Annotated in this window: 23 protein-coding genes; 10 read left to right on the plus strand and 13 right to left on the minus strand. The window is 50.4% G+C overall.

Annotated elements, in window-relative coordinates:
* Positions 1-7 precede the first annotated feature (7 nt).
* The 5 genes from AN963_RS14640 to AN963_RS14660 all read left to right on the plus strand — a co-directional run bounded on the left by AN963_RS14640 (position 8) and on the right by AN963_RS14660 (position 3,790).
* On the plus strand, positions 8-1,276 hold the full coding sequence (locus AN963_RS14640; RefSeq protein WP_055746319.1) for a glutamate-5-semialdehyde dehydrogenase: 1,269 nt from the start codon (positions 8-10) through the stop codon (positions 1,274-1,276).
* Positions 1,277-1,297: 21 nt separating this feature from the next.
* Positions 1,298-2,140 (plus strand): pyrroline-5-carboxylate reductase, encoded by an 843-nt coding sequence (gene proC / locus AN963_RS14645; RefSeq protein ID WP_055745293.1) that lies wholly within the window; start codon positions 1,298-1,300, stop codon positions 2,138-2,140.
* A gap of 60 nt (positions 2,141-2,200) precedes the next feature.
* Positions 2,201-3,013: a hypothetical protein gene (locus AN963_RS14650; RefSeq protein ID WP_055745294.1), complete on the plus strand. Its 813-nt coding sequence runs from the start codon at positions 2,201-2,203 to the stop codon at positions 3,011-3,013.
* Positions 3,014-3,135: 122 nt separating this feature from the next.
* Positions 3,136-3,444: a ferritin family protein gene (locus tag AN963_RS14655; RefSeq protein WP_055745295.1), complete on the plus strand. Its 309-nt coding sequence runs from the start codon at positions 3,136-3,138 to the stop codon at positions 3,442-3,444.
* 13 nt (positions 3,445-3,457) lie between these two features.
* Positions 3,458-3,790, plus strand: coding sequence for a spore coat protein (locus tag AN963_RS14660; protein ID WP_055745296.1), 333 nt, complete (start codon positions 3,458-3,460; stop codon positions 3,788-3,790).
* Between the two features lie 46 nt (positions 3,791-3,836).
* On the opposite strand, the gene AN963_RS14665 is transcribed toward AN963_RS14660, so the two are convergent.
* The gene (locus AN963_RS14665) at positions 3,837-5,279 is read right to left on the minus strand and encodes an aminotransferase-like domain-containing protein (RefSeq protein ID WP_055745297.1); all 1,443 of its coding nucleotides are present in this window, start codon (positions 5,277-5,279) and stop codon (positions 3,837-3,839) included.
* 147 nt (positions 5,280-5,426) lie between these two features.
* Here AN963_RS14665 and AN963_RS14670 point away from each other — a divergent pair, with 147 nt between their 5' ends.
* The 3 genes from AN963_RS14670 to AN963_RS14680 all read left to right on the plus strand — a co-directional run bounded on the left by AN963_RS14670 (position 5,427) and on the right by AN963_RS14680 (position 7,758).
* Positions 5,427-6,041 (plus strand): LysE/ArgO family amino acid transporter, encoded by a 615-nt coding sequence (locus AN963_RS14670; protein WP_055745298.1) that lies wholly within the window; start codon positions 5,427-5,429, stop codon positions 6,039-6,041.
* A 73-nt stretch (positions 6,042-6,114) separates the two neighbouring features.
* The gene (locus AN963_RS14675; protein ID WP_055745299.1) at positions 6,115-6,732 is read left to right on the plus strand and encodes a DUF47 domain-containing protein; all 618 of its coding nucleotides are present in this window, start codon (positions 6,115-6,117) and stop codon (positions 6,730-6,732) included.
* Between the two features lie 18 nt (positions 6,733-6,750).
* Complete coding sequence (locus tag AN963_RS14680; protein ID WP_055745300.1) at positions 6,751-7,758, plus strand: inorganic phosphate transporter; 1,008 nt, start codon at positions 6,751-6,753, stop codon at positions 7,756-7,758.
* Positions 7,759-7,792: 34 nt separating this feature from the next.
* On the opposite strand, the gene AN963_RS14685 is transcribed toward AN963_RS14680, so the two are convergent.
* From AN963_RS14685 to AN963_RS14705, 5 genes are all read right to left on the minus strand, one after another.
* Complete coding sequence (locus tag AN963_RS14685; protein WP_055745301.1) at positions 7,793-8,338, minus strand: DUF4825 domain-containing protein; 546 nt, start codon at positions 8,336-8,338, stop codon at positions 7,793-7,795.
* Positions 8,322-9,011, minus strand: coding sequence for a permease prefix domain 1-containing protein (locus AN963_RS14690; protein WP_055745302.1), 690 nt, complete (start codon positions 9,009-9,011; stop codon positions 8,322-8,324). The genes AN963_RS14685 and AN963_RS14690 overlap by 17 nt, the downstream gene beginning before the upstream one ends.
* Before the next feature lie 6 nt (positions 9,012-9,017).
* Complete coding sequence (locus tag AN963_RS14695) at positions 9,018-9,359, minus strand: PadR family transcriptional regulator (RefSeq protein WP_055745303.1); 342 nt, start codon at positions 9,357-9,359, stop codon at positions 9,018-9,020.
* A 173-nt stretch (positions 9,360-9,532) separates the two neighbouring features.
* Entirely contained in the window at positions 9,533-10,492 is a 960-nt protein-coding gene (locus AN963_RS14700; RefSeq protein ID WP_055745304.1) for an ATP-grasp domain-containing protein, read from the minus strand.
* Between the two features lie 50 nt (positions 10,493-10,542).
* Positions 10,543-11,598, minus strand: coding sequence for an LLM class flavin-dependent oxidoreductase (locus AN963_RS14705; RefSeq protein ID WP_055745305.1), 1,056 nt, complete (start codon positions 11,596-11,598; stop codon positions 10,543-10,545).
* Positions 11,599-11,894: 296 nt separating this feature from the next.
* Here AN963_RS14705 and AN963_RS14710 point away from each other — a divergent pair, with 296 nt between their 5' ends.
* Positions 11,895-12,284, plus strand: a complete 390-nt coding sequence (locus AN963_RS14710; protein WP_055745306.1) for a cupredoxin domain-containing protein — start codon at positions 11,895-11,897, stop codon at positions 12,282-12,284.
* Here the strand turns inward: AN963_RS14710 and AN963_RS14715 are convergent.
* The 3 genes from AN963_RS14715 to panE are packed head-to-tail and all read right to left on the minus strand — an operon-like array spanning position 12,274 to position 15,418.
* Positions 12,274-13,494 carry an MFS transporter gene (locus tag AN963_RS14715; protein WP_055745307.1) on the minus strand — a complete coding sequence of 407 codons (1,221 nt, stop codon included), beginning with the start codon at positions 13,492-13,494 and terminating at the stop codon, positions 12,274-12,276. The genes AN963_RS14710 and AN963_RS14715 overlap by 11 nt on opposite strands.
* A 9-nt stretch (positions 13,495-13,503) precedes the next feature.
* A complete protein-coding gene (locus AN963_RS14720; protein WP_055745308.1) occupies positions 13,504-14,439 on the minus strand; it encodes a 4-hydroxy-3-methylbut-2-enyl diphosphate reductase in 936 nt (311 codons plus the stop codon).
* A gap of 49 nt (positions 14,440-14,488) precedes the next feature.
* The gene (gene panE, locus AN963_RS14725; RefSeq protein WP_055745309.1) at positions 14,489-15,418 is read right to left on the minus strand and encodes a 2-dehydropantoate 2-reductase; all 930 of its coding nucleotides are present in this window, start codon (positions 15,416-15,418) and stop codon (positions 14,489-14,491) included.
* 310 nt (positions 15,419-15,728) lie between these two features.
* Between panE and glnA the strand changes: the two genes are divergently transcribed.
* Complete coding sequence (gene glnA / locus AN963_RS14730; protein WP_055745310.1) at positions 15,729-17,147, plus strand: type I glutamate--ammonia ligase; 1,419 nt, start codon at positions 15,729-15,731, stop codon at positions 17,145-17,147.
* A 131-nt stretch (positions 17,148-17,278) separates the two neighbouring features.
* On the opposite strand, the gene AN963_RS14735 is transcribed toward glnA, so the two are convergent.
* The 4 genes from AN963_RS14735 to nikC are packed head-to-tail and all read right to left on the minus strand — an operon-like array spanning position 17,279 to position 20,923.
* Positions 17,279-18,028 (minus strand): creatininase family protein, encoded by a 750-nt coding sequence (locus tag AN963_RS14735; RefSeq protein WP_201783755.1) that lies wholly within the window; start codon positions 18,026-18,028, stop codon positions 17,279-17,281.
* A 31-nt stretch (positions 18,029-18,059) separates the two neighbouring features.
* A complete protein-coding gene (locus tag AN963_RS14740) occupies positions 18,060-19,025 on the minus strand; it encodes an ABC transporter ATP-binding protein (protein WP_055745311.1) in 966 nt (321 codons plus the stop codon).
* Positions 19,006-20,004 carry an ABC transporter ATP-binding protein gene (locus tag AN963_RS14745; RefSeq protein WP_055745312.1) on the minus strand — a complete coding sequence of 333 codons (999 nt, stop codon included), beginning with the start codon at positions 20,002-20,004 and terminating at the stop codon, positions 19,006-19,008. The genes AN963_RS14740 and AN963_RS14745 overlap by 20 nt, the downstream gene beginning before the upstream one ends.
* Before the next feature lie 16 nt (positions 20,005-20,020).
* Complete coding sequence (nikC, locus tag AN963_RS14750; protein WP_055745313.1) at positions 20,021-20,923, minus strand: nickel transporter permease; 903 nt, start codon at positions 20,921-20,923, stop codon at positions 20,021-20,023.
* Positions 20,924-20,936: the final 13 nt, after the last annotated feature.

A 20,936-nucleotide genomic window follows, 5' to 3' on the forward strand; every position in this document is an offset into this window, starting at 1 on the left:
GGAAATCATGGAAAACTTGAAAACAAAAGTGCTGGAACAACTAACGCTTGCTAAACAAGCCTCTCGTCAAATGGCCTTGCTCAGTCGGGCACAAAAAGACAACGCACTGAGCTTGATCGCAGAACAGCTACTAGCAGATGAAGCCGCTATTTTGGCAGCGAATGAACAAGACTTGGATCGTGCCCAGGCCGATGCTCAGCCTGCCTCATACCTGGATCGACTTCGACTGACGCCTGCGCGCATCCGAGATCTCGTCGACGGGCTGCAGCAGCTGATTCAACAAGAAGATCCAGTAGGTCAGCTCCTCGATCGCTGGACACGGCCAAACGGTCTCATCATGGAACAAATCCGAGTCCCGCTCGGCGTGATCGGCATGGTTTATGAAGCCCGCCCAAACGTCACTATCGATGCTGCTGCGATCGCCTTGAAAACAGGAAACAGCATCGTTCTACGCGGAAGCTATAGCGCCGTACACAGCAATCTGGCATTAGTGGAGAGTATTCGCACCGCTTTGACCGCGAGTGGCCTCCCTGCTGAAGCTGTGCAATACCTCCCTTATGCAGAGCATGCTTCTGTCGATATTTTGTGTACGGCCAACGGCTTGATCGATGTCATCATTCCACGCGGGGGTGCAGGATTAATCCAACGAGTCCTCCAGCTGTCCAGTGTGCCTGTCTTGGAAACAGGCGTAGGTAATTGCCACATCTTCGTCGACTACAACGCTTCCTATGAGATGGCAGAGGCGATCGTCCTCAATGCAAAAACGAGCCGTCCTGCTGTCTGTAATGCTGCTGAGACCCTCTTGCTTCACCATGATTGGCCTTTGGCCCATCAAAAGGCGCTTCTCAAACAATTACTGGCTGCTGGAGTGGAGCTGCGTGCTTGCGAACAAACTAGAGCCCTACACGCTGATCTGGCAGACCTGCTAAAAGAAGCCGTCGCTCAAGATTGGGATACCGAGTACTCCACACTCATCATGGCTGTACGCACCTTCGATAGCCTGACTGATGCTTTGGATCACATCCAGCGTCATAGCACCGGACATTCTGAGGCGATCGTCACAGAGGACAGCGAATCGGCACAACGTTTCCTCACCACAGTCGATGCTACTACCGTGTACCACAACGCTTCTACTCGCTTCACAGATGGTGGTGAATTCGGATTTGGCGCGGAAATCGGCATTAGTACCCAAAAGCTTCATGCGCGAGGTCCAATGGGCTTGCCGGCGCTGACTTCTTATAAATACGTCGTACGTGGAACCGGACAAATCAGATAGTCCAACAGGAGGGAATCAACCATGAACAATCACCAAGCTAGTTCCATCGAAGGACGAATTGGCTTTCTCGGTGCAGGTTCCATCGTAGAGGCGATGCTGTCCGGCATTTTGAAAAAAGGACTTTTCTCCGCCGATCGGGTCTACGTAACCAACCGGAGCAATTCGGAGAGACTGGATCTGTTGACAGAAACATACGGGGTGAATACTACCCATGAAAAGATGGATGTGATCAAGGCAGCCGATATTCTGATCCTGGCGATGAAGCCAAAGGATTCGGCAGAAGCGCTCAAGGAACTGGCTGGTTCCGTCCATCCCGGTCAATTGGTGATTTCCGTAATCGCCGGAGTCTCCACCACCTTGATCGGAGAATGGCTGGGAGTGAACTGCCCGATCATCCGAACCATGCCGAATACGTCTTCCGCCGTCGGCTTGTCAGCAACGGGTCTCGCGGCCAATCAATTTGTTACGGAAGATCAGCTCTTGCTCGCCACTCGCTTGTTCGAAGCGATCGGGACCGTCTATACAGTCGCTGAAGAAGAGCTCGATATCGTCACGGGCCTTTCCGGGAGTGGACCTGCGTATATTTACTACCTCGTCGAAGCGATGATGGGCGCTGGGGCAACTGCTGGTCTGGACAGAGAAATGGCGCGTCAGCTGACGCTGCAAACTCTGCTTGGTGCCGCACACATGCTGATGGACACCCGCGAAGAACCTGCTCTACTACGTAAAAAGGTCACCAGCCCTGGTGGAACAACGCAAGCGGGGTTGGAAGTGCTAGAATCTTATCAATTCCAGGAGGCCGTTACTTCTGCGATCCTGCGCGCTACGGAACGCTCGCGGGAAATGGGCGCCGCTTATCAGTAGCTGTTTGCTTTTCTGCCTGTCATGTATACTAGGAGGACAGCATCACCGAAGGAGGTACCCATGGAAATCTACGCCTTGTACGGCACTAGCGGAACAGGAAAAAGCTCCAGTGCTCTGGAGCTTGCACATCGAATGAACATAGACGCCATCATCGACGATGGTATCCTCATATACCAAGGTCGCAAGGTGGCTGGGACCTCCGCCAAATATGAGAAGACCAAAATTCAGGCAGTGAAACGAGCGATCTTCCATTACGACGAACATGCTTCTGACGTTCGTCGTACCCTGCAGCAGCTGCAGCCAGGCCGTATTCTCATCCTCGGCACTTCTCGTCGGATGATCGAACGCATCGTAGAGGCGCTGGGGCTAACATCATCAATCGAGTACATTCCCATCGAATCCATCAAGCCTCCTCAAGAAATCGAGGCTGCACGTTACGTTCGCGAGACGATGGGCAGGCATGTCATCCCAATCCCCCGCGTGGAAGTGGAAAAAGATTTCTTGCAACGCCTCATTTCGTCAGCACAGCAAATCTTTTCTTCCAAAAAGGAAGTCATTGGCGAATCAACAGTGGTTCACCCTCCTTTTTCCGGAGGCCGCATCGTCATTCATCCACAAGTACTACGCAAAATCGTGGAAGGTGCTTGCAACGATTTTGAAGAAGTGAACCAGATTCAGAAAACGGAGTATACGTTCGAAGATCTACCTCGAATACAGGTGACGCTTTCCCTAAAGCTCCCTTACGGCGCAGACATCCCAGCCCTGGCAAAGGAAATCCAGCACGCTTTGTACAAAGAAACAAGCTACTGCCTCAATATCGCCCCTGCCAGTATCGACGTTAAGATCGCTGGTCTGGAAATTGCCAATGTGTAAACGAACCGCTCTTGACCTGGCCTAAACAGCCTGGTCTTTTTTTTTGCCTGTAATCCACAGAGGATAGTTGTTTAGCTGTTGATCATCCTATATGTGTATCCCCACTTGAAAGGAGAAGTCTGATGCCAACCATCATGTCTTCCGCGCCTTTTACTCAAGCACCGATTCCTGAGCCGCCACGTGTCATTACGACCAAGGACTTGAGCTATCTGAAGGATGCTTTGTCATGGGAGTTGGATGCCTTTAAAAAGCTGCATTCGTTCGCACAGCAAGCCACAGATCCAGAGGTCAAGCAATGTCTGGACAAAGTCGGGCGTATGCATCAGCAGCACTATCAAAAATTGCTGACTCATCTCCAACATAACAATACCGCAGTGATGGCTGCTATCCCGCAGACCCAATCCCAACAACAGCAACCTCAAATGCAGTAAGGGAGGAATTCGGATGCCAAATCAAAACCAAATTGCCAATCCGCAATCAGCTCAGCTGCCACAGGTAAAGGGCCCGCAAATGAATGACCGTGATTATATGAACGACTGTCTGACCACGTGCAAATACTTGGCAGACAGCCTCAATGTGGCGGTCTGGGAAGCGAGCCACCAACAGCTACATCAAGACTTCCTGCAAATCCTGAACGAGACTCATCAAAGCCAGCGCGAAGCGTATGAATTGATGTTTCGCAAAGGCTGGTACAAACTGGAGGCAGCAGAGCAACAAAAGCTGCAACAGACTTATCAGCAATTTAGTGGATATTCTACTCAATTCCCCTATCATTGATAGAAAGCTACACTATTTTGGGACATCCAGTCTGGGTGTCCCTTCTCTATGACTCCAGCAGTCCGGCCAATACAGATAACGCTCTCTCCAGCTGCTCCTCATCCGCGTAAGCGTAGGACAGCCGTAAGTGGTGGCTGTCGGATTGATCGTATACATAGCCAGGATTGAGCAAAATTCCAGCTGCCAACGCCTTGGTGAATAAAGTACGCATGGAGACAGCGTGACGCAGCTTCAGCCAAATGTAGAAACCACCAGACGGAACCTCCCATTCTGCGAGATCAGTAAACCATCGGGTCAAGAGCTCGACTACATGATCTCTCCTCTCCCGTAGTGCATGGCGAATGCCGATCATATGCTGTACGTACTTTCCAGTGGACAGCCACTCTGCCGCTGCCCACTGGGATAAGCTGCTGGCCCCGTAATCGGATTGCATTTTCACATCAGCTAATCTTTCGATGACTGGCTCCGGCCCGACAATCCAGCCAATGCGAAGTCCAGGGCTCAATGTTTTAGAAAGGCTTCCCAAATAGAGCACCTGACCGTTTTGATCACGCGATTTTAAAGGCAAAGGTCCAGGCTGATCGAACCACAGCTCCCCGTAGACGTCGTCCTCCAAAATCGGCAGTCTTTCCCTGGCGCAAGCAGCCATCACCTGCTCTCTTCTCTGCTCGGTCATGAGAATTCCTGTCGGATTGTGATACGAGGGTATCGTGTAGAGCAATGCCCCATTATGAACCTGTTTTTGTCTTGCCAAGGCATCTGGACGAATTCCCTCTTCATCCATCGCCACCCCAACCAAACGCATACCCGATGTTTGAAACAACGGTAGTGAATACAAATACGACGGCTGCTCAAGTAAGATTGCGGAGCCCTTTTGGAGGATGCCGAGAGAAATCAGCTGCAGTGCTTGCAAGGCGCCGGAGACGACGAGAATGGAAGCAGGAGAAGCTTCTACTCCGCGCGTCCGTAAGTAACGGCTGATTTCTTCCCGCAGCGGCAGCAGCCCTTTTGGTTCCACATAGCCGAGATGCGTCATTTTTCCACGTAAACCACCCAAGATGTCTTCCATTTGCTTCGTCGGCAGCAGCTGTGGCGACAGCTCCCCTGTCCCTAATCGAATATAGCTCGGGTCTGGTTCGAAACGATTGATATCCTGAATGGTCGGTATATTGGGAGGATGAATCCCTCCCTGAACATAACCCAGCCAATCAGGTGGCGGTGCAGTCGTAAGCAACGACCACGTGTTATTGCTGACGATTGTCCCACTCCCCACCGTTGACTCGATCAAGCCCTCTGCCTTCAATTCTTCCAATGCCGTCACGACGGTGCTGCGGTTTACTCCAAAGGCTTGTGCCAAAGAGCGCTGTGTTGGCAATGTGCTATGCACCGGCCACTCCCCTGCAGCGATCTTCCTTTTTATGTAAGAAACAATTTGTATGTATACTGGGATATCAGATGATTTGTCAGGCTTCCAGTCAATCGTGAGCATGTCGTACCCCCTTTCGATTCTTCTATAGTCCATTATACAAATTGGTTGGTCTGGTAGTAAACCAATTGGCTGGAGACAGCGATAGCAGCTCCCGTCATAATGAACGAAGCAGGCTGCACGAATAGCCGTACAAAGGAGGAGCGACACGTGATCGAAGCGATGTTGCATGGATTTATACTTGCATTTGGACTTATTTTGCCGCTTGGGGCACAAAACGTATTTATTTTTAATCAAGGAGCCGTTCAGCCTACGCTGTGGCGTGCGATCCCTGTCGTTATTACTGCCGCTATTTGCGATGCATTGCTCATCTTGCTCGCGGTGCTAGGTGTGTCTCTCGTAGTACTGACTGTCACCTGGTTGAAAACCGTTCTATACGCAGTTGGCGTTTGCTTTCTGTTGTACATGGGCTATTTGACTTGGCGCAACAAACCGACTGTTGCTTCCGAAGATGTGGAGCGCTTTTCCCCGAAACGTCAGGTGATGTTCGCTGCTTCCGTGTCCTTACTCAACCCACATGCTATTTTGGACACGATTGGCGTAATCGGCACCAGCTCGCTCAGCTATATGGGTGGGGAGAAATGGGGATTTACCATCGCTTGCATCCTGGTCTCCTGCATTTGGTTTTTTAGTCTGTGTTTGACTGGTCGCTTGATTGGAAGTCTGGATCAATCAGGAACATTGCTGCGCGGCCTGAATCTGGCATCTGCGATCATCATGTGGGTCGTCGCTACCTACATGGCGTGGATGATGTTTTCCTTTTAAAACGTACTGGGTGAATAATCCGCACCTCCTCCAACCAAAATACTCCTAGTCGGATTCACAAGCGGAGGTTGCCATGCTTTTTACAAAAACAGATGCATTGCTGGAAGACTTGTACGAAATCGCCAAAAACGTTCACGATTCCGCGGTCTATTTTAATCAATATAAGATCTCTTCTATGGATACCTTGAAAACCTTTTCGGAAACGATGAAGGAATACGAATCCAAAGGCGACAAAATGATTCACGAGATCATCATTCGCATTAACAAAACGTTTATTACCGCCATCGAACGCGAGGATGTCATGGAGTTGGCTGTGAAAATGGACGATGTGCTGGACGGCCTGGAAACGTGTTCGTCCCGTCTTTACATGTACGACATCATGGAGCCCGATGAAACGATGGTGAGATTCGGCCAGATCATCGAGGACTCCTCCCAGCAAATCCTGCTTGCCATGGAGTTACTCAAACATCAGAAGCTATCGGACATGCGAGAGTACATTATCCGCATCAACGATCTGGAGAGCGCAGGAGATGAGCTGGTTCGCCGTAGCATTCGGGATCTCTTCCACTCCTCCACGGATCCCATCCATATCATGCAGTTCAAGGAAATTTACGAAGTGCTGGAGGAAGTCATGGACCATTGCGAGGATGTCGCGGACGCGATGGAGACGGTCATCATGAGCAACACATAACCCAAGGAGACTCTGCCCATGCATACGAGCTTTCCACTCATCGTCGCTGTCGTTGTGCTAGCTGTTTCCTTTGATTTTATCAATGGCTTTCATGACACAGCTAATGCGATCGCGACGACCGTGTCGACCAAAGCATTGCCACCCAGAATCGCCATCGTCATGGCTGCTATCATGAACTTCGTCGGAGCTTTGACATTTACCGGAGTCGCCAAAACAATCGGGGGAAAAATCGCGGATCCAGCCAAGCTGGAATATGGGGTACTTATCGTCTTGGCCGCCTTGCTCGCGTCTATCTTCTGGAATCTCGTCACCTGGTGGTACGGGATTCCCAGTAGCTCCTCCCATGCGCTTATCGGTTCCATTGTCGGAGCCGTTTTCGCATCTGCAGGGGGGCAACAAATCAATTGGAGTGGCTTTTCCGAAATCTTTAAGGCATTAATTCTCTCCCCCATCATCGCGCTAGTAGCTGGCTATTTGCTCATGAGCCTGTTTTACTTCTTGTTTCGAAAAGTCGCTACGCCCCCATCCAAGGTCAACAGACGCTTTCGTTACTTTCAGATTTTCACCGCAGCCCTCCAGTCCTTTACCCACGGGACCAATGATGCGCAAAAGGCAATGGGGATCATCGTGTTCGCTCTGGTAGCCGCAGACTTGCAGGCGGATGCGAGCGTAATCCCCTTCTGGGTCCAGCTGATTTGTGCCGTATCCATGGGATTGGGTACCTCCGTTGGTGGATGGAGGATCATCAAAACGGTGGGCGGAAAAATCACGAAAATCGAGCCGATTAACGGAGCGACTGCCGATCTCACCTCATCCTCCATCATATTTACCTTTACCCAATTGGGCTTGCCCGTCAGCTCTACCCACGTCATCTCCTCAGCTATCATGGGAGTCGGCTCGGCAAAACGGCTAAAGAGCGTCAACTGGGGTGTCGCCAAGCGAATCGTTATCACCTGGTTCATCACCCTCCCTATCTCTGCGGTGATCTCCGCGATCATTTACAGCATTCTGCATCTGTTTTTTTGAGGTCAAAAATCGAGCACAGGCAAAAAAAGAGCCCTCATTGCTTAAAGCGAGGGCTCTCCTTCGTCCATTCCTTTAATCGATCCTGGACATCGGTTTTCCATTTTTCTTGATTCAACAGTCCTGACAAATTTTCTCCGAACAGTTGCTGCATATCCAAACGGGTCATCTGATAGGTCGCATCGGGGAAGCGATAGCGGATAGCCTGGAGGTTGTCGATCAACGCAAAAGCCGCCACTGAGTCGTAGAGCAATGCGGCCTTCACCGATTCTTCTCCCACTTCGCTAACTGTTTCCTCATAGTTTAATTCAAGCGTCAAAGCCTCCGGATATAACTGAAAGGTCTTTTTCACCCCGTTAAGTGGCAAATGCGCATACAGATTCGACAGATTAGAAGCATCCCCCATGTACTTGCTTTTATAGGGCAGGATCGCATTCAGATCGTGGGTGAGCGGGTTTTGCTGGTCCAGACGATATTGTTCCGCCTTTTTGATGTTGTCAGGGATAATGACTCCTTGGATCAACGCGAACAAGATGACTCCCACGATGACCAGTGCCATAATCCATTTATTCCTTGCAGCCATCTTCTTCCCCCACTTCGTATTTCATGAGTAGCTTTGGTGCTAGATGGAGGGCAAGTGGAATCAGGATGGACACAAATGGCTTGAAATACGCAATGGCTACCATAGCAAACTGGTATGGACCCGAAATACTGATCGGTCGCGAAAACCAGAAATTGCTCGCAAAATGAAGAGCTGTTGTAAAGAGCAACGAGACAGCAATAAAGATAGACCAGAGAATCCATCCGATTTTCCTGAGTCGAAAAGCTGCTCGCACATTCATGTTCATCTCTTTATTCGTAACGGAAGTCCTCCTGAGCAGTAGCAGCACTACATACACGATTCCTACAAAGAGTGAAACTACTAATATCGCGGTGTTCAAACCGGTCCCATCGCCCACCATTCGCAGCGGCATCGTGACGATCCATGCCACCAAGGAATATAGCAGCACCCTTTGCACCCACTCCACCCAAAAGCGGTACACGTAGATGCGATGGTTCCCCGCGATCAGGTGCGCAATGGAGGGAATGTTGGCGATTGCCAGACGTACAGCTTCTGCCCGGTCCATTCCATCCGTTGTCATATCTGCGACACGCGCTTCGAGATTGCTCATGACCTCTTGCTTCAGCTCCTGGGCCTGTTTCATGCCTCGATAAGGACGAAACAGTTGCTCCACATGCTGGTGTAATCTGTCCATTCGCTGTCAGTCCTGCCTTTCAATTAATTGATCGATCAATGCTCTCGCCACTTTCCAGGCAACGAGTGCTTTTTCGTAGGCTTCTGCACCTTCAGGAGTCAGCTTGTAATACTTTCGTCGACCGCCCTGTGTCTCATCACCCCAATAGGAGGCGATAAGCTTTTGCGTTTCAAGCCTTTTCAAGCTGGTATAGAGCGAGGGCTCTTTTAATTCGTATTGGCCTCCACTGTTCTTGGAGATCGCCTTGATGATTTCATAGCCATAATTATCACCCTCGGACAAGACGCGCAATATGATGGCATCGAGATGTCCGCGAATGATGTCACTGCTGATACTGCTTTCCCCCATCTTGTTCACCTCTGCGTATAACTTATCACATATTACTATGTGTGACAATGTACTATTTGTGAGGGGGCTATAAAGGAGCACAAGATCCAGATTGTTAGGATGCCTGTAGGTGGGGATTCCCAACAAAAAAGCCCCCTGTTTCCAAGGGACTTTCATCTGTTTGCTATATCCTTTTATGCTTCTACCTTCTCGGCTTCCTCGACGCTTGCCAGCTCACGGCCCAAGAATTTGGCTACTTCCAACATACCGTAGACGCCAGCTGCTGCTTCTGCATCCGAATTGTAGTTGGTATTGGTATTGATGTCATAGGTAAAGATCTCGCCTTCCTGATTGCGGATAAATTCGATCCCTGCCACCTGAATGCCGTTTGCAGCCAGGAAGCGCTCGTACTTCTCAATAATCGGATCCGCGAAGCCATCGACGATCTGGAACTTCGGCTTGGTCGGCACCTCTTCCCCTACTGGGCAGAACAGGTCGCCGATCTGGCAGGCATCCGCCGGGCAGAGCTCAAAGCCCTCGGATGTGTCCACTTGTACCGCATAGACGAATTTGCCCCCGACAAATTCACAGCGTGTAATGAATGGTTGTGGAGCCTGAATGTACTCCTGAATGAGCGTAATGCCATCCACCGGCTCATCAAAGGTCGGTCCGTTCACATACGACTCCAGCCCTTGCAGGGAATGGAACAGTTGTACACCAAGCCCTTTTCCTGCGCGGTTGTGCTTGGTGATGAAGGGTTGACCTTCAAATGCGCGTGCCGCTTTCAAAAGCTGATCCTTGCCTACTGTCGCAATGGTGCGAGGAGTGCGAATACCTTGTCCTGCCAAAGCCAAGTATTGGGCGACCTTGCTCACTTCTAGACGCAGTGCACTCGTCCCGTTAAAGACTTTGCGTCCGTAGCTTTCCAGCCAGCTCAGTACAGCTGAAGTCAGCTCAGGTGCATATCGATGGTCACGCGTATGGGAAGAAGCGCTCATCCGGCTGTAAAATACACCTACAGGTGGTTCTTCTGTCAAATCAACGGAACCCTCGTCCAGATGCCATTCCTCGTATGGAAGCCCCAGCTCTTGCAGACGCTTGGTCAAATGAACGGTCCATTCGCTATTTTCATGGATGACGTAGATCTTTTTCATCGTTCGATTCTCCTCTTTTTTACGATTCTCTGCCCAACAAGCGGGAGGGATTAGGATAGGCTAGGCTCTGTTGCACGCAGACTTTCAACGAGAGGCATCACTTCTTTGGAGAAGCGCTCCATTTCTTCGAGCTGTGGAGAGAACTGGAGCAGCAATAGGTCTACCCCTGCTTTTTCATAAGCCAAAATGCGCTCGGCGATCTGCTCTGGTGTTCCGATCAGATTGGGGCGCAAACCGCGATTTGAGACCGAATAATCGCGCAACTGAATTTGCTGTTCAAGCTGCGACTTGTTGATGAAATCCTGATAACCTGCGTAACCGCTAGATTCCTTTACATCCGTGATCCTTGCCAGCTCTTCCATCGCTTCTTCTTCTGTCGGACGGCAAATGACGTAGGCTGCCATCCCAAAAGAAGAGAATGGTGCTTTTTCCGTCTGCTGACGGCGCTCTTTCATATCCTGAATCTTCTTCGCGACTTCCTCAGTCGTGCCACCGTGCATCACATATGCATCGCACGTAGCAGAAATGACTTGCTTGCCTCGCTCGCTCTCTCCACCAGCATACAGGATCGGATTTGGGCGTTGGACTGGCTTTGGTGCCAGCTTGGCATCATGAATGTCGTAATATTTCCCATGATAACTAAACGTCTCTTCGGTCCACAGGCCTTTTAGCACATCCAGAAACTCCATGATGCGCTCATAACGCTCGTCGTGCTCGGTGAAAATGCCACCGTACTGACGGGCTTCTTCTTCCCACCAGGCAGATACTACGTTCAGCGTAAAGCGTCCGTTGCTGATGTGATCGATGTTCGCGGCCATTTTCGCAGCCACGGCTGGATTGTGAAAGCCAGGGCGCACCGCTGTCATGATCTCGATTTTTTCTGTTACCGCAGCCAGTGCAGCCGCAGTCGACCACGCTTCGAGTGAATCAGACTCGGGGCCTTTTATATCGTTTAGGTACAACTCAGCAATCAGAGTCGTGTCGTATCCCCAGCGCTCTGCCGCTTGAATCACCGTCTTGGCGTAATCAAACGTCGGGGGCATATTTTCATCTTCTACATTTCGGAGCCATCCACCAAAAATCGGTAACCAAAAGCCGTATTTCATAGCTCTCTTCTCCTTTGTCTTAGGGGCTAAAAATAAAGAAAATTGTGATGAAAGAAATTAAAGTAATCCTACTACAAAAATAGGATTACTTCAATATACTCGACTATTCCATTATCACCTTATTTTTCGCCCCTAGACAAAAGCCCTCGCATGCGACGTAGCGCCAACAGCGAGAGCTTTTACGATATCTAACGTGTGATCTTCTCACACTTTTTCTTGTTTATCCAAAACCTTACGAGGACAGGATAATAGGTAACATACTCAAGGATTATGGCCCGCAAAGGAGCTGAAGTGTAATGACTCGTCAACGGTTCCGGCAGTTGCGTTATCCCCTCATCGCGTTGGCTGTTACGTTAACGCTACTCGGGACGCATCATCAGTATCGCCTACATACTTCTTTTGCAGCTTCACAACGTTCACAGACTGTCACGATCTCCAGTGCAGGCTTTTTGCCCAATCGCATTTCGGTACGGGAAGGTGAGCGCGTGACACTGATGGTCGTGAATACAGACACGCGCCCACATAACCTCGCCATTCGCGAGTTAAATGTTTCCTCTACAGAATTGAAGCCTACACAATCAACGATGCTTCAATTTGCTGCTGAGAAAAAAGGGCAGTTTTCCTTTGTTTCCGATTCCCCCGGTTATCCGGAGACCGGTTACCAAGGGATCATCGTCATTGAGTAGCTTCCCATTCTTGCTCTTGCTCGATTTGTTTCCACGGACCAAACTTGATCACGCAGAGTGGAATGATCCCCAATGTAGTCACTACACCGAAAAACAAATAGATCGCGAGTGTCGAAAACTCATCTTTGATCCATCCAGCCAGTAGATTGCATAGCATCGTGCCCAGCCCGCTTCCTACAGAGAAAAAAACAGCAAGTGCTGTTACCTGGAGCGAAGCGGGTGTATTTTCTCGGACGAACTGCGCCGCTGTCGCCAAGTAAAATCCGACCGATACGCCTTGAATGAAGAACAAAATGAGAACGGCTGTTGTACTCGGAGCTGAGCTGTACCAGAACCAACGAATGGCAGAAAAGGTCGCTGCTAGCAGTAGGGTGGTCTCCAGACCCCAGCGTCGGACGAAATAACCCACCAGCTTCATGAACGGTGCCTCACTTCCTGCAAACAGCAGAAAAGCGAGCCCCACACCCGCAACCGTTCCACCAATCTCCTGATAGTACAGGGAAAACCAAATGTTGTTGGCGTTTACAGATCCAAACATACAAAAGGACGCCATGAGAAACAGCAAAAAACGCGGGATGCGCAGCAGCTGCCTCATTCCCTTAAACATGCTGACTGTAAAGCGGGAAGATTCAGTCACTTCCTCAGGCACTTTAATAAGGAACAGCATGGCTGTAATGAGTGCCAGACAGTACGAGTAAAAAAGAACAGATGGCCCCCACTTCTCTACTAGGAGTCCGGTAAGAAAGGCTGCGAGCGCGAATCCGACGGCACCCCACAGGCGAATATCGCCAAACTGCAAGTGGTTCTTTTTCGCGTAACCCAATGCCAGGCTGTCCGAGATCGGGATGACCGCACTTTGAAAAAAGGACAGGAGAATATATAAGAGAAAGACAAATGCGTATGTAGAAACAGTCGAAAATAAGAGTCCCACAAGACCGGAAACGAGCAGCGTCCCAAAGAGGACCGTCTTCCTGATCTGGAAACGATCGCAAATGAACCCCCACATCGGTTGAGCGATAATCGAAACCACCGGTGCTACCGCACTGATCATCCCAATTTGCGTACCCGTTAGATGGATGGATTTGTAATACTGAGTGATCAGTGGGGAAAATGCACCAAACCCATAGTAAATAAAGAGGTAGAGGGCGCTGAAACTGATGAATCCACCTGCAGCGCCCCCTTGAAATTTGCCGGAAAGTGATCCTGACATATCGCTCTCCTATTTAACCGCCGGCAATATTTTCGCCATGTTGACGGTACGTTTCTTATCCCAAGTCTCTGGGTTGTTTTCATCATACTGTTCCAAGAAATAAATGACTTCTTTGGTCAACGGTGTCGGCGTAGAGGCACCAGATGTGACCGCTACGCGTTTCTTTCCTTTCAGCCACTCGACATCCAGCTCTGAGAGGTCCGCAATCCGATAAGAAGGAACATTGGCAATTTCCTCGGATACTTGAGCTAGGCGGTTCGAGTTGTTGCTGCGCGGATCGCCTACGACGATGCACAGCTCCGCTTCCCCTACCTGTTCTGCGACTGCCTCTTGGCGCACCTGCGTAGCCAGACAAATCTCGTTGTGTACTTCTACCCGAGCGAAACGGTTGACGATCGCATCCATGAGATGCTTGACGTCCCATTGACTCATCGTTGTCTGGTTGGTCACGATCACCTTGTCGGTTGGTACCTGCAATGCCTCCAGATCTTCTACTTTTTGCACCAGATGCACGTGGTCAGGCGCGATCCCGATCGCTCCCTCTGGCTCAGGGTGTCCCTTTTTGCCGATGTAGAGGACATGGTAGCCGTCTGCCACTTTCTCTCGAATCAGGTCATGTGTCTTGGTTACGTCCGGGCATGTCGCATCCACGACAGTCAGACCCTTGTCACGCGCTTTTTTCCGAACCTCCGGAGAAACACCGTGCGCCGTGAAAATGACCGTTCCCTCATTCACCTGATCAAGCAGAGCGAGACGATCTTCCCCATCCAATGTTTTAATCCCTTGCTGTTCAAACGCCTCGACGACATGAGCATTGTGTACAATCATGCCCAAAATGTGAATCGGGCGAGGAAGGTCAAAGTTTTGCGCTGTCCGCAATGCCAATACCATGGCATCTACGACACCGTAGCAATATCCGCGGGGGGAAATCTTGATGACTTCCATCTATACCCCTCCTAATTATTCAAATGACGTCTCGCCCATTTATTATACCTTATTTACCTGCGCTCCGCTTCTGTTCATAAACCTTCAAATTATTGTAAACCACTTTTAGCAAAGGCGTGGACAAGCCGAGTTTTTCTGCATGTCCGAGGAGATAACCTTGCAGATGATCCCCTTCCACAGACAAGCCTTTTTCCATATCGCGGAGCATGGACGATTTCATGGCTGCACCCTGGTTTTGGAATGTTTCCATCTGCTTGTCGATGATATCGGCACGGATTGGTGCTTCCAAGGCACGAATGACCAACGCACATTCTTCTGCGAGCTGACGAGTCAGTTCGACTCCGTATAGGGAATCACGGATCGGCCCGACAGCCGAATTCATCAATGTTGTAATTCCGGACATCGTGGTGATGAACAAGTATTTTTGCCATGCATCGCGTTGGATGTTTGCACTAGCCCGCATGGAACCGTTGATACCAGAGAAAGCATCTGCGATCCGCTCTACGCGTTCACTCGTTCCGCCTTCCCATTCTCCAAAGACCGTTTCATGCATGGCACTGGTCTGGACCACGTCACCATCTGCATTCAGGGTTGTCTCAATAAAGCAAAGCCCACCGAGAACACGCTCTTTGCCAAAGCGCTCCCACAGCAGCTCCATATGAGCAATCCCGTTCAAAAGTGGAATGACGACGGTCTGCTCACCTACGTACGGAGCGATGTCCTGGATGCTCTCAGCGAGATGATAGGCCTTGTTGGACAGCAAGACTACATCAAACGGGCTGCTTTCTTCCCCTGCTTTGATCAGCTGTGGCTGCTCGAGATGGAAATCCCCATGAATGCTCTGGATGCGAAGTCCTCTTTCCGTAAGCTGCTTGTACCTACGTTCCCGAACGAGAAAGGTTACATCTACTCCTTTTTCTGCCAGTCGCCCTCCGAAATAGCCCCCAATTCCTCCTGCTCCCAAAACCAGTACCTTCATTCGGAATCCCCTCCATCATTGTTCTACAGATAGGAATCATAAAAATTCCTATCCAGTATAAGCGCAACTAAGGCTCAGCCAAAAGCTTGGCTTAGCCAAGTTTTGCTAAATAACAGTTCGTCTATATTCTACAAAAACGGAACTCTTTTCAAAACCCCACAATATAATGTTAGAAAATCTAACACTAAACGTCAGAAAACCTCTTGACGAACGATGCTAGTTGTCGATATAATTCCAAATATAAAACAACATTAAAAAACGAACTTTACCTCTCTACAAATAAAAATAATTCGTGAATGGAGTGTTTTTCTTGGATATGAAAACAGTCTTGTCCACCATTGACTCTGAAAAAGTCGAATATGTTGACTTTCGAATCGTAGACCTGCTCGGTCGCCAACACCACGTTACCGTTCCTGCTTATGCGGTAGATGAAGGAACGTTCCGCAACGGCGTTGCTTTTGACGGCTCCAGCCTGATTGGTTACAAATCAATTGAGGAAAGTGACATGGTGGCCATGCCTGATCCAGCAACAGCCTTCATCGATCCTTTCGTAGAAGCCAAAACAATGAACATCGTATGTAACATCGTAAACCCTGACTACACCAGCTACGATCGCGACCCACGCGGTATCGCACTGAAAGCAGAAGCGTATCTGCAACAACTGGGCGTAGCTACTGCGGCTTACTTCGGACCTGAATCCGAGTTCTTCCTGTTCGACTCCGTACGCTATGATTCCGGTCCATCCGGCTCCTTCTTTCACATCGATTCAGAAGAAGCTTTCTGGAACACAGGTAAAGAAGGACAAAACCTCGGTTACAAAGTGCGTAACAAAGGCGGTTACTTCCCTGTACAACCTACAGATACACAAGCAGATATTCGTAACGAAATGTGCACCCTGATGACCCAAGCAGGTATGTACGTGGAGCGTCATCACCACGAGGTAGCAACGGCAGGTCAAGGCGAGATCAACTTCCGCTTTGACACGTTGACTCGCACGGCTGACAACCTCTTGCTGTTCAAATACATCGTGCGCAACGTTGCTGCCAAACACGGCAAAACGGCTACATTCATGCCAAAACCAATCGTGGGTGACAACGGTTCCGGCATGCACGTACACCAAAGCTTGTTTGACGGCGACACTCCACTCTTTTATGAGCAAGGTGGATACGCAAACCTGAGCCAAACAGCTCTGTACTACATCGGAGGCATTTTGCACCACGCACCTGCCTTGATCGCTCTGACGAACCCAAGCACCAACTCTTTCAAACGTCTGGTCCCTGGCTACGAAGCTCCAGTCAACCTGGTCTTCTCCAAAGGTAACCGTTCTGCTGCCGTCCGCATCCCGGTAGCTGCTGTTACTCCAAAAGCATCCCGTATCGAGTTCCGTACGCCAGACTCCACTGCTAACCCATACCTGGCATTCGCTGCTATGCTAATGGCTGGTCTGGACGGAATCAAGCGCAAGCTCGACCCACGTGAAATGGGCTTTGGTCCAATGGATAAAAACATCTACGACCTGTCCGATGCGGAGAAACACGAAATTAAGAGCGCACCTGGCTCTCTGGAAGAAGCACTGCTCGCTCTCGAAACGGATCACGAATTCTTGCTCGAAGGCGACGTGTTCACGAAAGAGCTGATCGAAAGCTGGATTTCCCTGAAGCGCGGCGAAATCCAACAAGTAGAGCGCACGGTGAATCCGAAAGAATACGAGCTGTACTACGACCTGTAGGAAGCTCTGCCGGCTCTTCTGACCGGTGGCAGTACTGAATCTGTTTCCATCCTCCATCCATATAGATTTTTCCTCATGGAAAAAGCCAATCGCTTCCGCTTTGGAAGGATTGGCTTCTTTTTTTCCTTACTTCATTTATAAGAGACGTCCCACGTTTCATTCAGGAAGTGAGCTATGCGATCCACGGATCGCTGCACCAGCGCCTCTCCTTTTTCGCGACTCGCCAGGCTCGGATAACCGATTGTACCCGAATCTGTTTTTGTACCGTACCGTGCATATTTGATCACATCGGGGAACGAATCCTTTTGCTTCGGCACTTCATCTACTGCCTGCCCCAGATCGACGAGCTCCGGATACAAGTATAGCAAGACAGACGTTCCCGCTTCCCCGGCATGACCGTGCGCTACTTCTCCCGACTCTACGATGCCCTGATCCTGCGCCTTGATAAAACGCCAGCAGTCAATCTGCGCGCAGCGAAGCTCCGGCTGCTGCCTCAGCGTCTGGGAAACGTGATTCACCATCGCCACGTTCCCCGCATGCCCGTTAATAAACAGAAAGTTTTTGAATCCCCATTTGACCAGACTGTCTACCACATCTTTCAGATATGCCTTGAAGCTATCCGGCGTTATCGTAATCGTCCCTGGAAAATCATCGAGCGCCGACGAATCTCCCACCTCCAGAGTCGGACCGATGATGGCCTGCACGCGCTCAGCAACCAGCTCAGCGATTTTGGTTGCGACCAGCATATCCGAACCCATCGGCAAATGTGGACCGTACACTTCGCATGCTCCTGTCGGAATAATGACCAGATCGGTCTGTTTTTTGCGCTCCAGAAATGTCGTCCAGCTCATCTCTTTCATCCGATTCGTTGCCACAGTCATGGTATTTCCCCTCCCGTATTGGCTTACGCTATTATTCGTACAAGTGACAGGCGATAAAGCGGCCGTTCCTTATTTGAAACACGGGCTTTACCGTTTTGCATATGTCCATGCAAGCCGGGCAACGCGGATGGAACGTGCATCCCGCAGGCGGATTGGCTGGGCTTGGCACGTCTCCGCGCAGAACGATCCGCTCTTTCTTGATCAGTGGATTGGGAGTGGGCACAGCCGACAGCAAGGCTTTCGTATACGGATGCATCGGGGAATCGAACAACTCACGTTTGTCTGCCAGCTCAACGATTCTCCCTAAGTACATCACGCCGATCCGGTTGCTGATATGCTTCACCACACTGAGATCATGGGCGATAAACAAGTAGGTCAAGTCGAATTGTTCCTGCAAATCTTGCAGCAGATTGATGACTTGCGACTGGATGGACACGTCCAGAGCTGATACCGGCTCGTCTGCAACGATCAGCTTTGGATTCAATGCCAGCGCACGGGCAATTCCGATCCTTTGGCGCTGTCCGCCGCTGAATTCGTGGCCGTACCGTTTGGCATGGTAGCTGCTCAAGCCAACGACATTCAGTAGCTCATCGATTCGCCGATCCTTTTCCTTCCCCCGCGCGATCTGATGAATCTCCAGCGGCTCCGCAATAATGTCGCCTACTGTCAGGCGCGGATCGAGGGATGCATACGGGTCCTGAAAAACCATCTGCATATCCCTGCGCAGTTTTCGCAGCTGTGAGGTGTTCATGCCTACCAGATTTTTCCCCTCGTATTTGACTTCGCCCTCTGTTGGCTCAAGCAGCTGCAAAAGCACTCTACCTGTAGTGGATTTGCCGCAGCCGCTTTCTCCTACCAATCCGAGAGTCTCCCCCTTGTAAATGGAAAAATCCAAGCCGTCGACCGCCTTTACATACCCTGCAGTTCGGCTGAATATCCCTTTTTTAATCGGGAAGTACTTCTTTAAATTCGTTACTTCAATTAACGGCTGATTCATGACCTGTCCTCCCCTCCATGGATGCATGGAGCCAGCATCGGCTGAAATGCCCCAACTCGATTTCTTCCAAGGAAGGTGACTGGTCGCGACAAATAGCCATAGCGTGCTCACAACGAGGGGCAAAGCTGCATCCGTTTCGCAAGCTGCCTTGTGCAGGTACACTGCCTTTGATGGAATAAAGCCGCTTCTCTTCCGAATCAAGTGTCGGCATGGACTTCATCAGACCTTGTGTGTACGGGTGACGTGGATGGGTGAAAAGGGTAATGACGTCACTCTCCTCCACCACTTTTCCGCCGTACATGACCACGACCCGATCGCACATCTCCGCTACAACGCCCAAGTCGTGTGTAATGAGTAGAATCGCTGTTCCCTTCGTGGCTTTCAGCTCTCTCATGAGGTCCAGGATTTGCGCCTGAATGGTCACGTCTAGAGCCGTCGTTGGTTCATCGGCAATCAAGAGCTTTGGATCACAAGCCATCGCCATGGCGATCATTACCCGCTGCCGCATACCCCCGGACAAGCGATGCGGATATTCGTCGACGATTTGTTCCGCTCTCGGAATTCCTACCAGCTTGAGCATTTCCACGGCCCGCGCTCTAGATTGCGCTTTGCTGTAGTTCCTGTGGATACGGACGGCTTCCCCTATCTGATCTCCTATGGTGAAAACAGGATTCAGAGAGGTCATCGGTTCTTGAAAAATCATCGCCATCTGGTTTCCCCGAATCTCTCTCATTTGCTCTTCTGACAACGCTAGGATGTCTTTCCCGTCAAACGTGATCGAGCCGTCTACCACCTTGCCGGGCGTCAGTCGCATCGCTGTTAAAGAGGTTACACTTTTACCGGAGCCGGACTCTCCCACGATCCCTAACGTCTCTCCTTCGCGAATGCTGATGTCCACGCCATCAACTGCCGCCACTACCCCTTCGTCCGTATAAAAGTACGTCTTCAGCCCTTTAATCTCGAGCAGTTTGCGCTCCAATGCTTATCCCCCTTTCTCACAGCTTCATCTTCGGATCCAGTGCGTCCCGCAAACCGTCTCCCAGCATATTAAAAGCGAGCACCATAAACATAATCGCTAATCCCGGTATCGTGCTCACATGTGGAGCAGTTCGCAAATACTCTCTGCCTGTACTCAGCATCGCTCCCCATTCCGGTGTCGGCGGTTGCGCTCCCATCCCGAGAAAGCTCAGCCCCGAAGCGGTGAGAATGGCCGTCGCAATACGCATGGTAGACAAGACGATGATAGGTGCTACGCTGTTTGGAAGCACATGCTTGAAGATCACCCGGGCATGGCTTGCGCCCATTGACTTGGCCGCCTCGATAAACTCTTTGTTCTTTACCGAGATGACAGCACTTCGGGAAATCCGAGCAAAGGTCGGCACCGAGAAAATCCCAATCGCGATCATGACGTTCACCATTCCCGGCCCTAATACGCTAACAATAGCCAACGCCAACAGGAAGCTAGGAAATGCCATAAAAATATCCATAATCCGCATGATGAACATGTCCGTCCGACCGCCAAAATAGCCAGAGATCGTTCCCAGCCCTACGCCAACGACTACCGAAATTAAGACACCGACAATCCCGATCATCAACGAGATTTGCGAGCCATAAATAATCCGCGACAAAATATCTCGTCCGTATTCATCCGTCCCAAAAGGATGGTCGGCAGAAGGGGACTGCAGGATCACGTTCATGTCTTGCTCGATCGGGTCGTAAGGGGCAATCGCTTGTGCAAAAACGGCAATGCTGACAAAGACGACGACCATCCAGAAACCTACCAGAGCGCGCTTGTTTTTTCGAAATCTGCGCATCATAGATGCCCAAGGCGAACGCCGTTGGTAGGACATCTCTGCCGGTTGGGAGCCTACCTGTACGCTAACTTCCGTATCGCTCATCGCTTTCGCCCCC

The organism is Brevibacillus choshinensis (assembly GCF_001420695.1).
GTDB lineage: Bacteria > Bacillota > Bacilli > Brevibacillales > Brevibacillaceae > Brevibacillus > Brevibacillus choshinensis.

What these genes read in the sequence shown, in the direction of transcription:
- AN963_RS14665 (WP_055745297.1), bottom strand. Translation starts at nt 5,279, where the DNA reads ATGCTCACGATTGACTGGAAGCCTGACAAATCATCTGATATCCCAGTA.
- AN963_RS14700 (WP_055745304.1), bottom strand. Translation starts at nt 10,492, where the DNA reads ATGAAAAAGATCTACGTCATCCATGAAAATAGCGAATGGACCGTTCAT.
- AN963_RS14680 (WP_055745300.1), top strand. Translation starts at nt 6,751, where the DNA reads ATGCATACGAGCTTTCCACTCATCGTCGCTGTCGTTGTGCTAGCTGTT.
- AN963_RS14740 (WP_055745311.1), bottom strand. Translation starts at nt 19,025, where the DNA reads ATGAATCAGCCGTTAATTGAAGTAACGAATTTAAAGAAGTACTTCCCG.
- AN963_RS14675 (WP_055745299.1), top strand. Translation starts at nt 6,115, where the DNA reads ATGCTTTTTACAAAAACAGATGCATTGCTGGAAGACTTGTACGAAATC.
- nikC (WP_055745313.1), bottom strand. Translation starts at nt 20,923, where the DNA reads ATGAGCGATACGGAAGTTAGCGTACAGGTAGGCTCCCAACCGGCAGAG.
- AN963_RS14660 (WP_055745296.1), top strand. Translation starts at nt 3,458, where the DNA reads ATGCCAAATCAAAACCAAATTGCCAATCCGCAATCAGCTCAGCTGCCA.
- AN963_RS14715 (WP_055745307.1), bottom strand. Translation starts at nt 13,494, where the DNA reads ATGTCAGGATCACTTTCCGGCAAATTTCAAGGGGGCGCTGCAGGTGGA.
- AN963_RS14710 (WP_055745306.1), top strand. Translation starts at nt 11,895, where the DNA reads ATGACTCGTCAACGGTTCCGGCAGTTGCGTTATCCCCTCATCGCGTTG.
- AN963_RS14695 (WP_055745303.1), bottom strand. Translation starts at nt 9,359, where the DNA reads ATGGGGGAAAGCAGTATCAGCAGTGACATCATTCGCGGACATCTCGAT.
- AN963_RS14650 (WP_055745294.1), top strand. Translation starts at nt 2,201, where the DNA reads ATGGAAATCTACGCCTTGTACGGCACTAGCGGAACAGGAAAAAGCTCC.
- AN963_RS14690 (WP_055745302.1), bottom strand. Translation starts at nt 9,011, where the DNA reads ATGGACAGATTACACCAGCATGTGGAGCAACTGTTTCGTCCTTATCGA.
- AN963_RS14720 (WP_055745308.1), bottom strand. Translation starts at nt 14,439, where the DNA reads ATGGAAGTCATCAAGATTTCCCCCCGCGGATATTGCTACGGTGTCGTA.
- AN963_RS14735 (WP_201783755.1), bottom strand. Translation starts at nt 18,028, where the DNA reads ATGACTGTGGCAACGAATCGGATGAAAGAGATGAGCTGGACGACATTT.
- AN963_RS14640 (WP_055746319.1), top strand. Translation starts at nt 8, where the DNA reads ATGGAAAACTTGAAAACAAAAGTGCTGGAACAACTAACGCTTGCTAAA.
- AN963_RS14685 (WP_055745301.1), bottom strand. Translation starts at nt 8,338, where the DNA reads ATGGCTGCAAGGAATAAATGGATTATGGCACTGGTCATCGTGGGAGTC.
- panE (WP_055745309.1), bottom strand. Translation starts at nt 15,418, where the DNA reads ATGAAGGTACTGGTTTTGGGAGCAGGAGGAATTGGGGGCTATTTCGGA.
- proC (WP_055745293.1), top strand. Translation starts at nt 1,298, where the DNA reads ATGAACAATCACCAAGCTAGTTCCATCGAAGGACGAATTGGCTTTCTC.
- AN963_RS14705 (WP_055745305.1), bottom strand. Translation starts at nt 11,598, where the DNA reads ATGAAATACGGCTTTTGGTTACCGATTTTTGGTGGATGGCTCCGAAAT.
- AN963_RS14655 (WP_055745295.1), top strand. Translation starts at nt 3,136, where the DNA reads ATGCCAACCATCATGTCTTCCGCGCCTTTTACTCAAGCACCGATTCCT.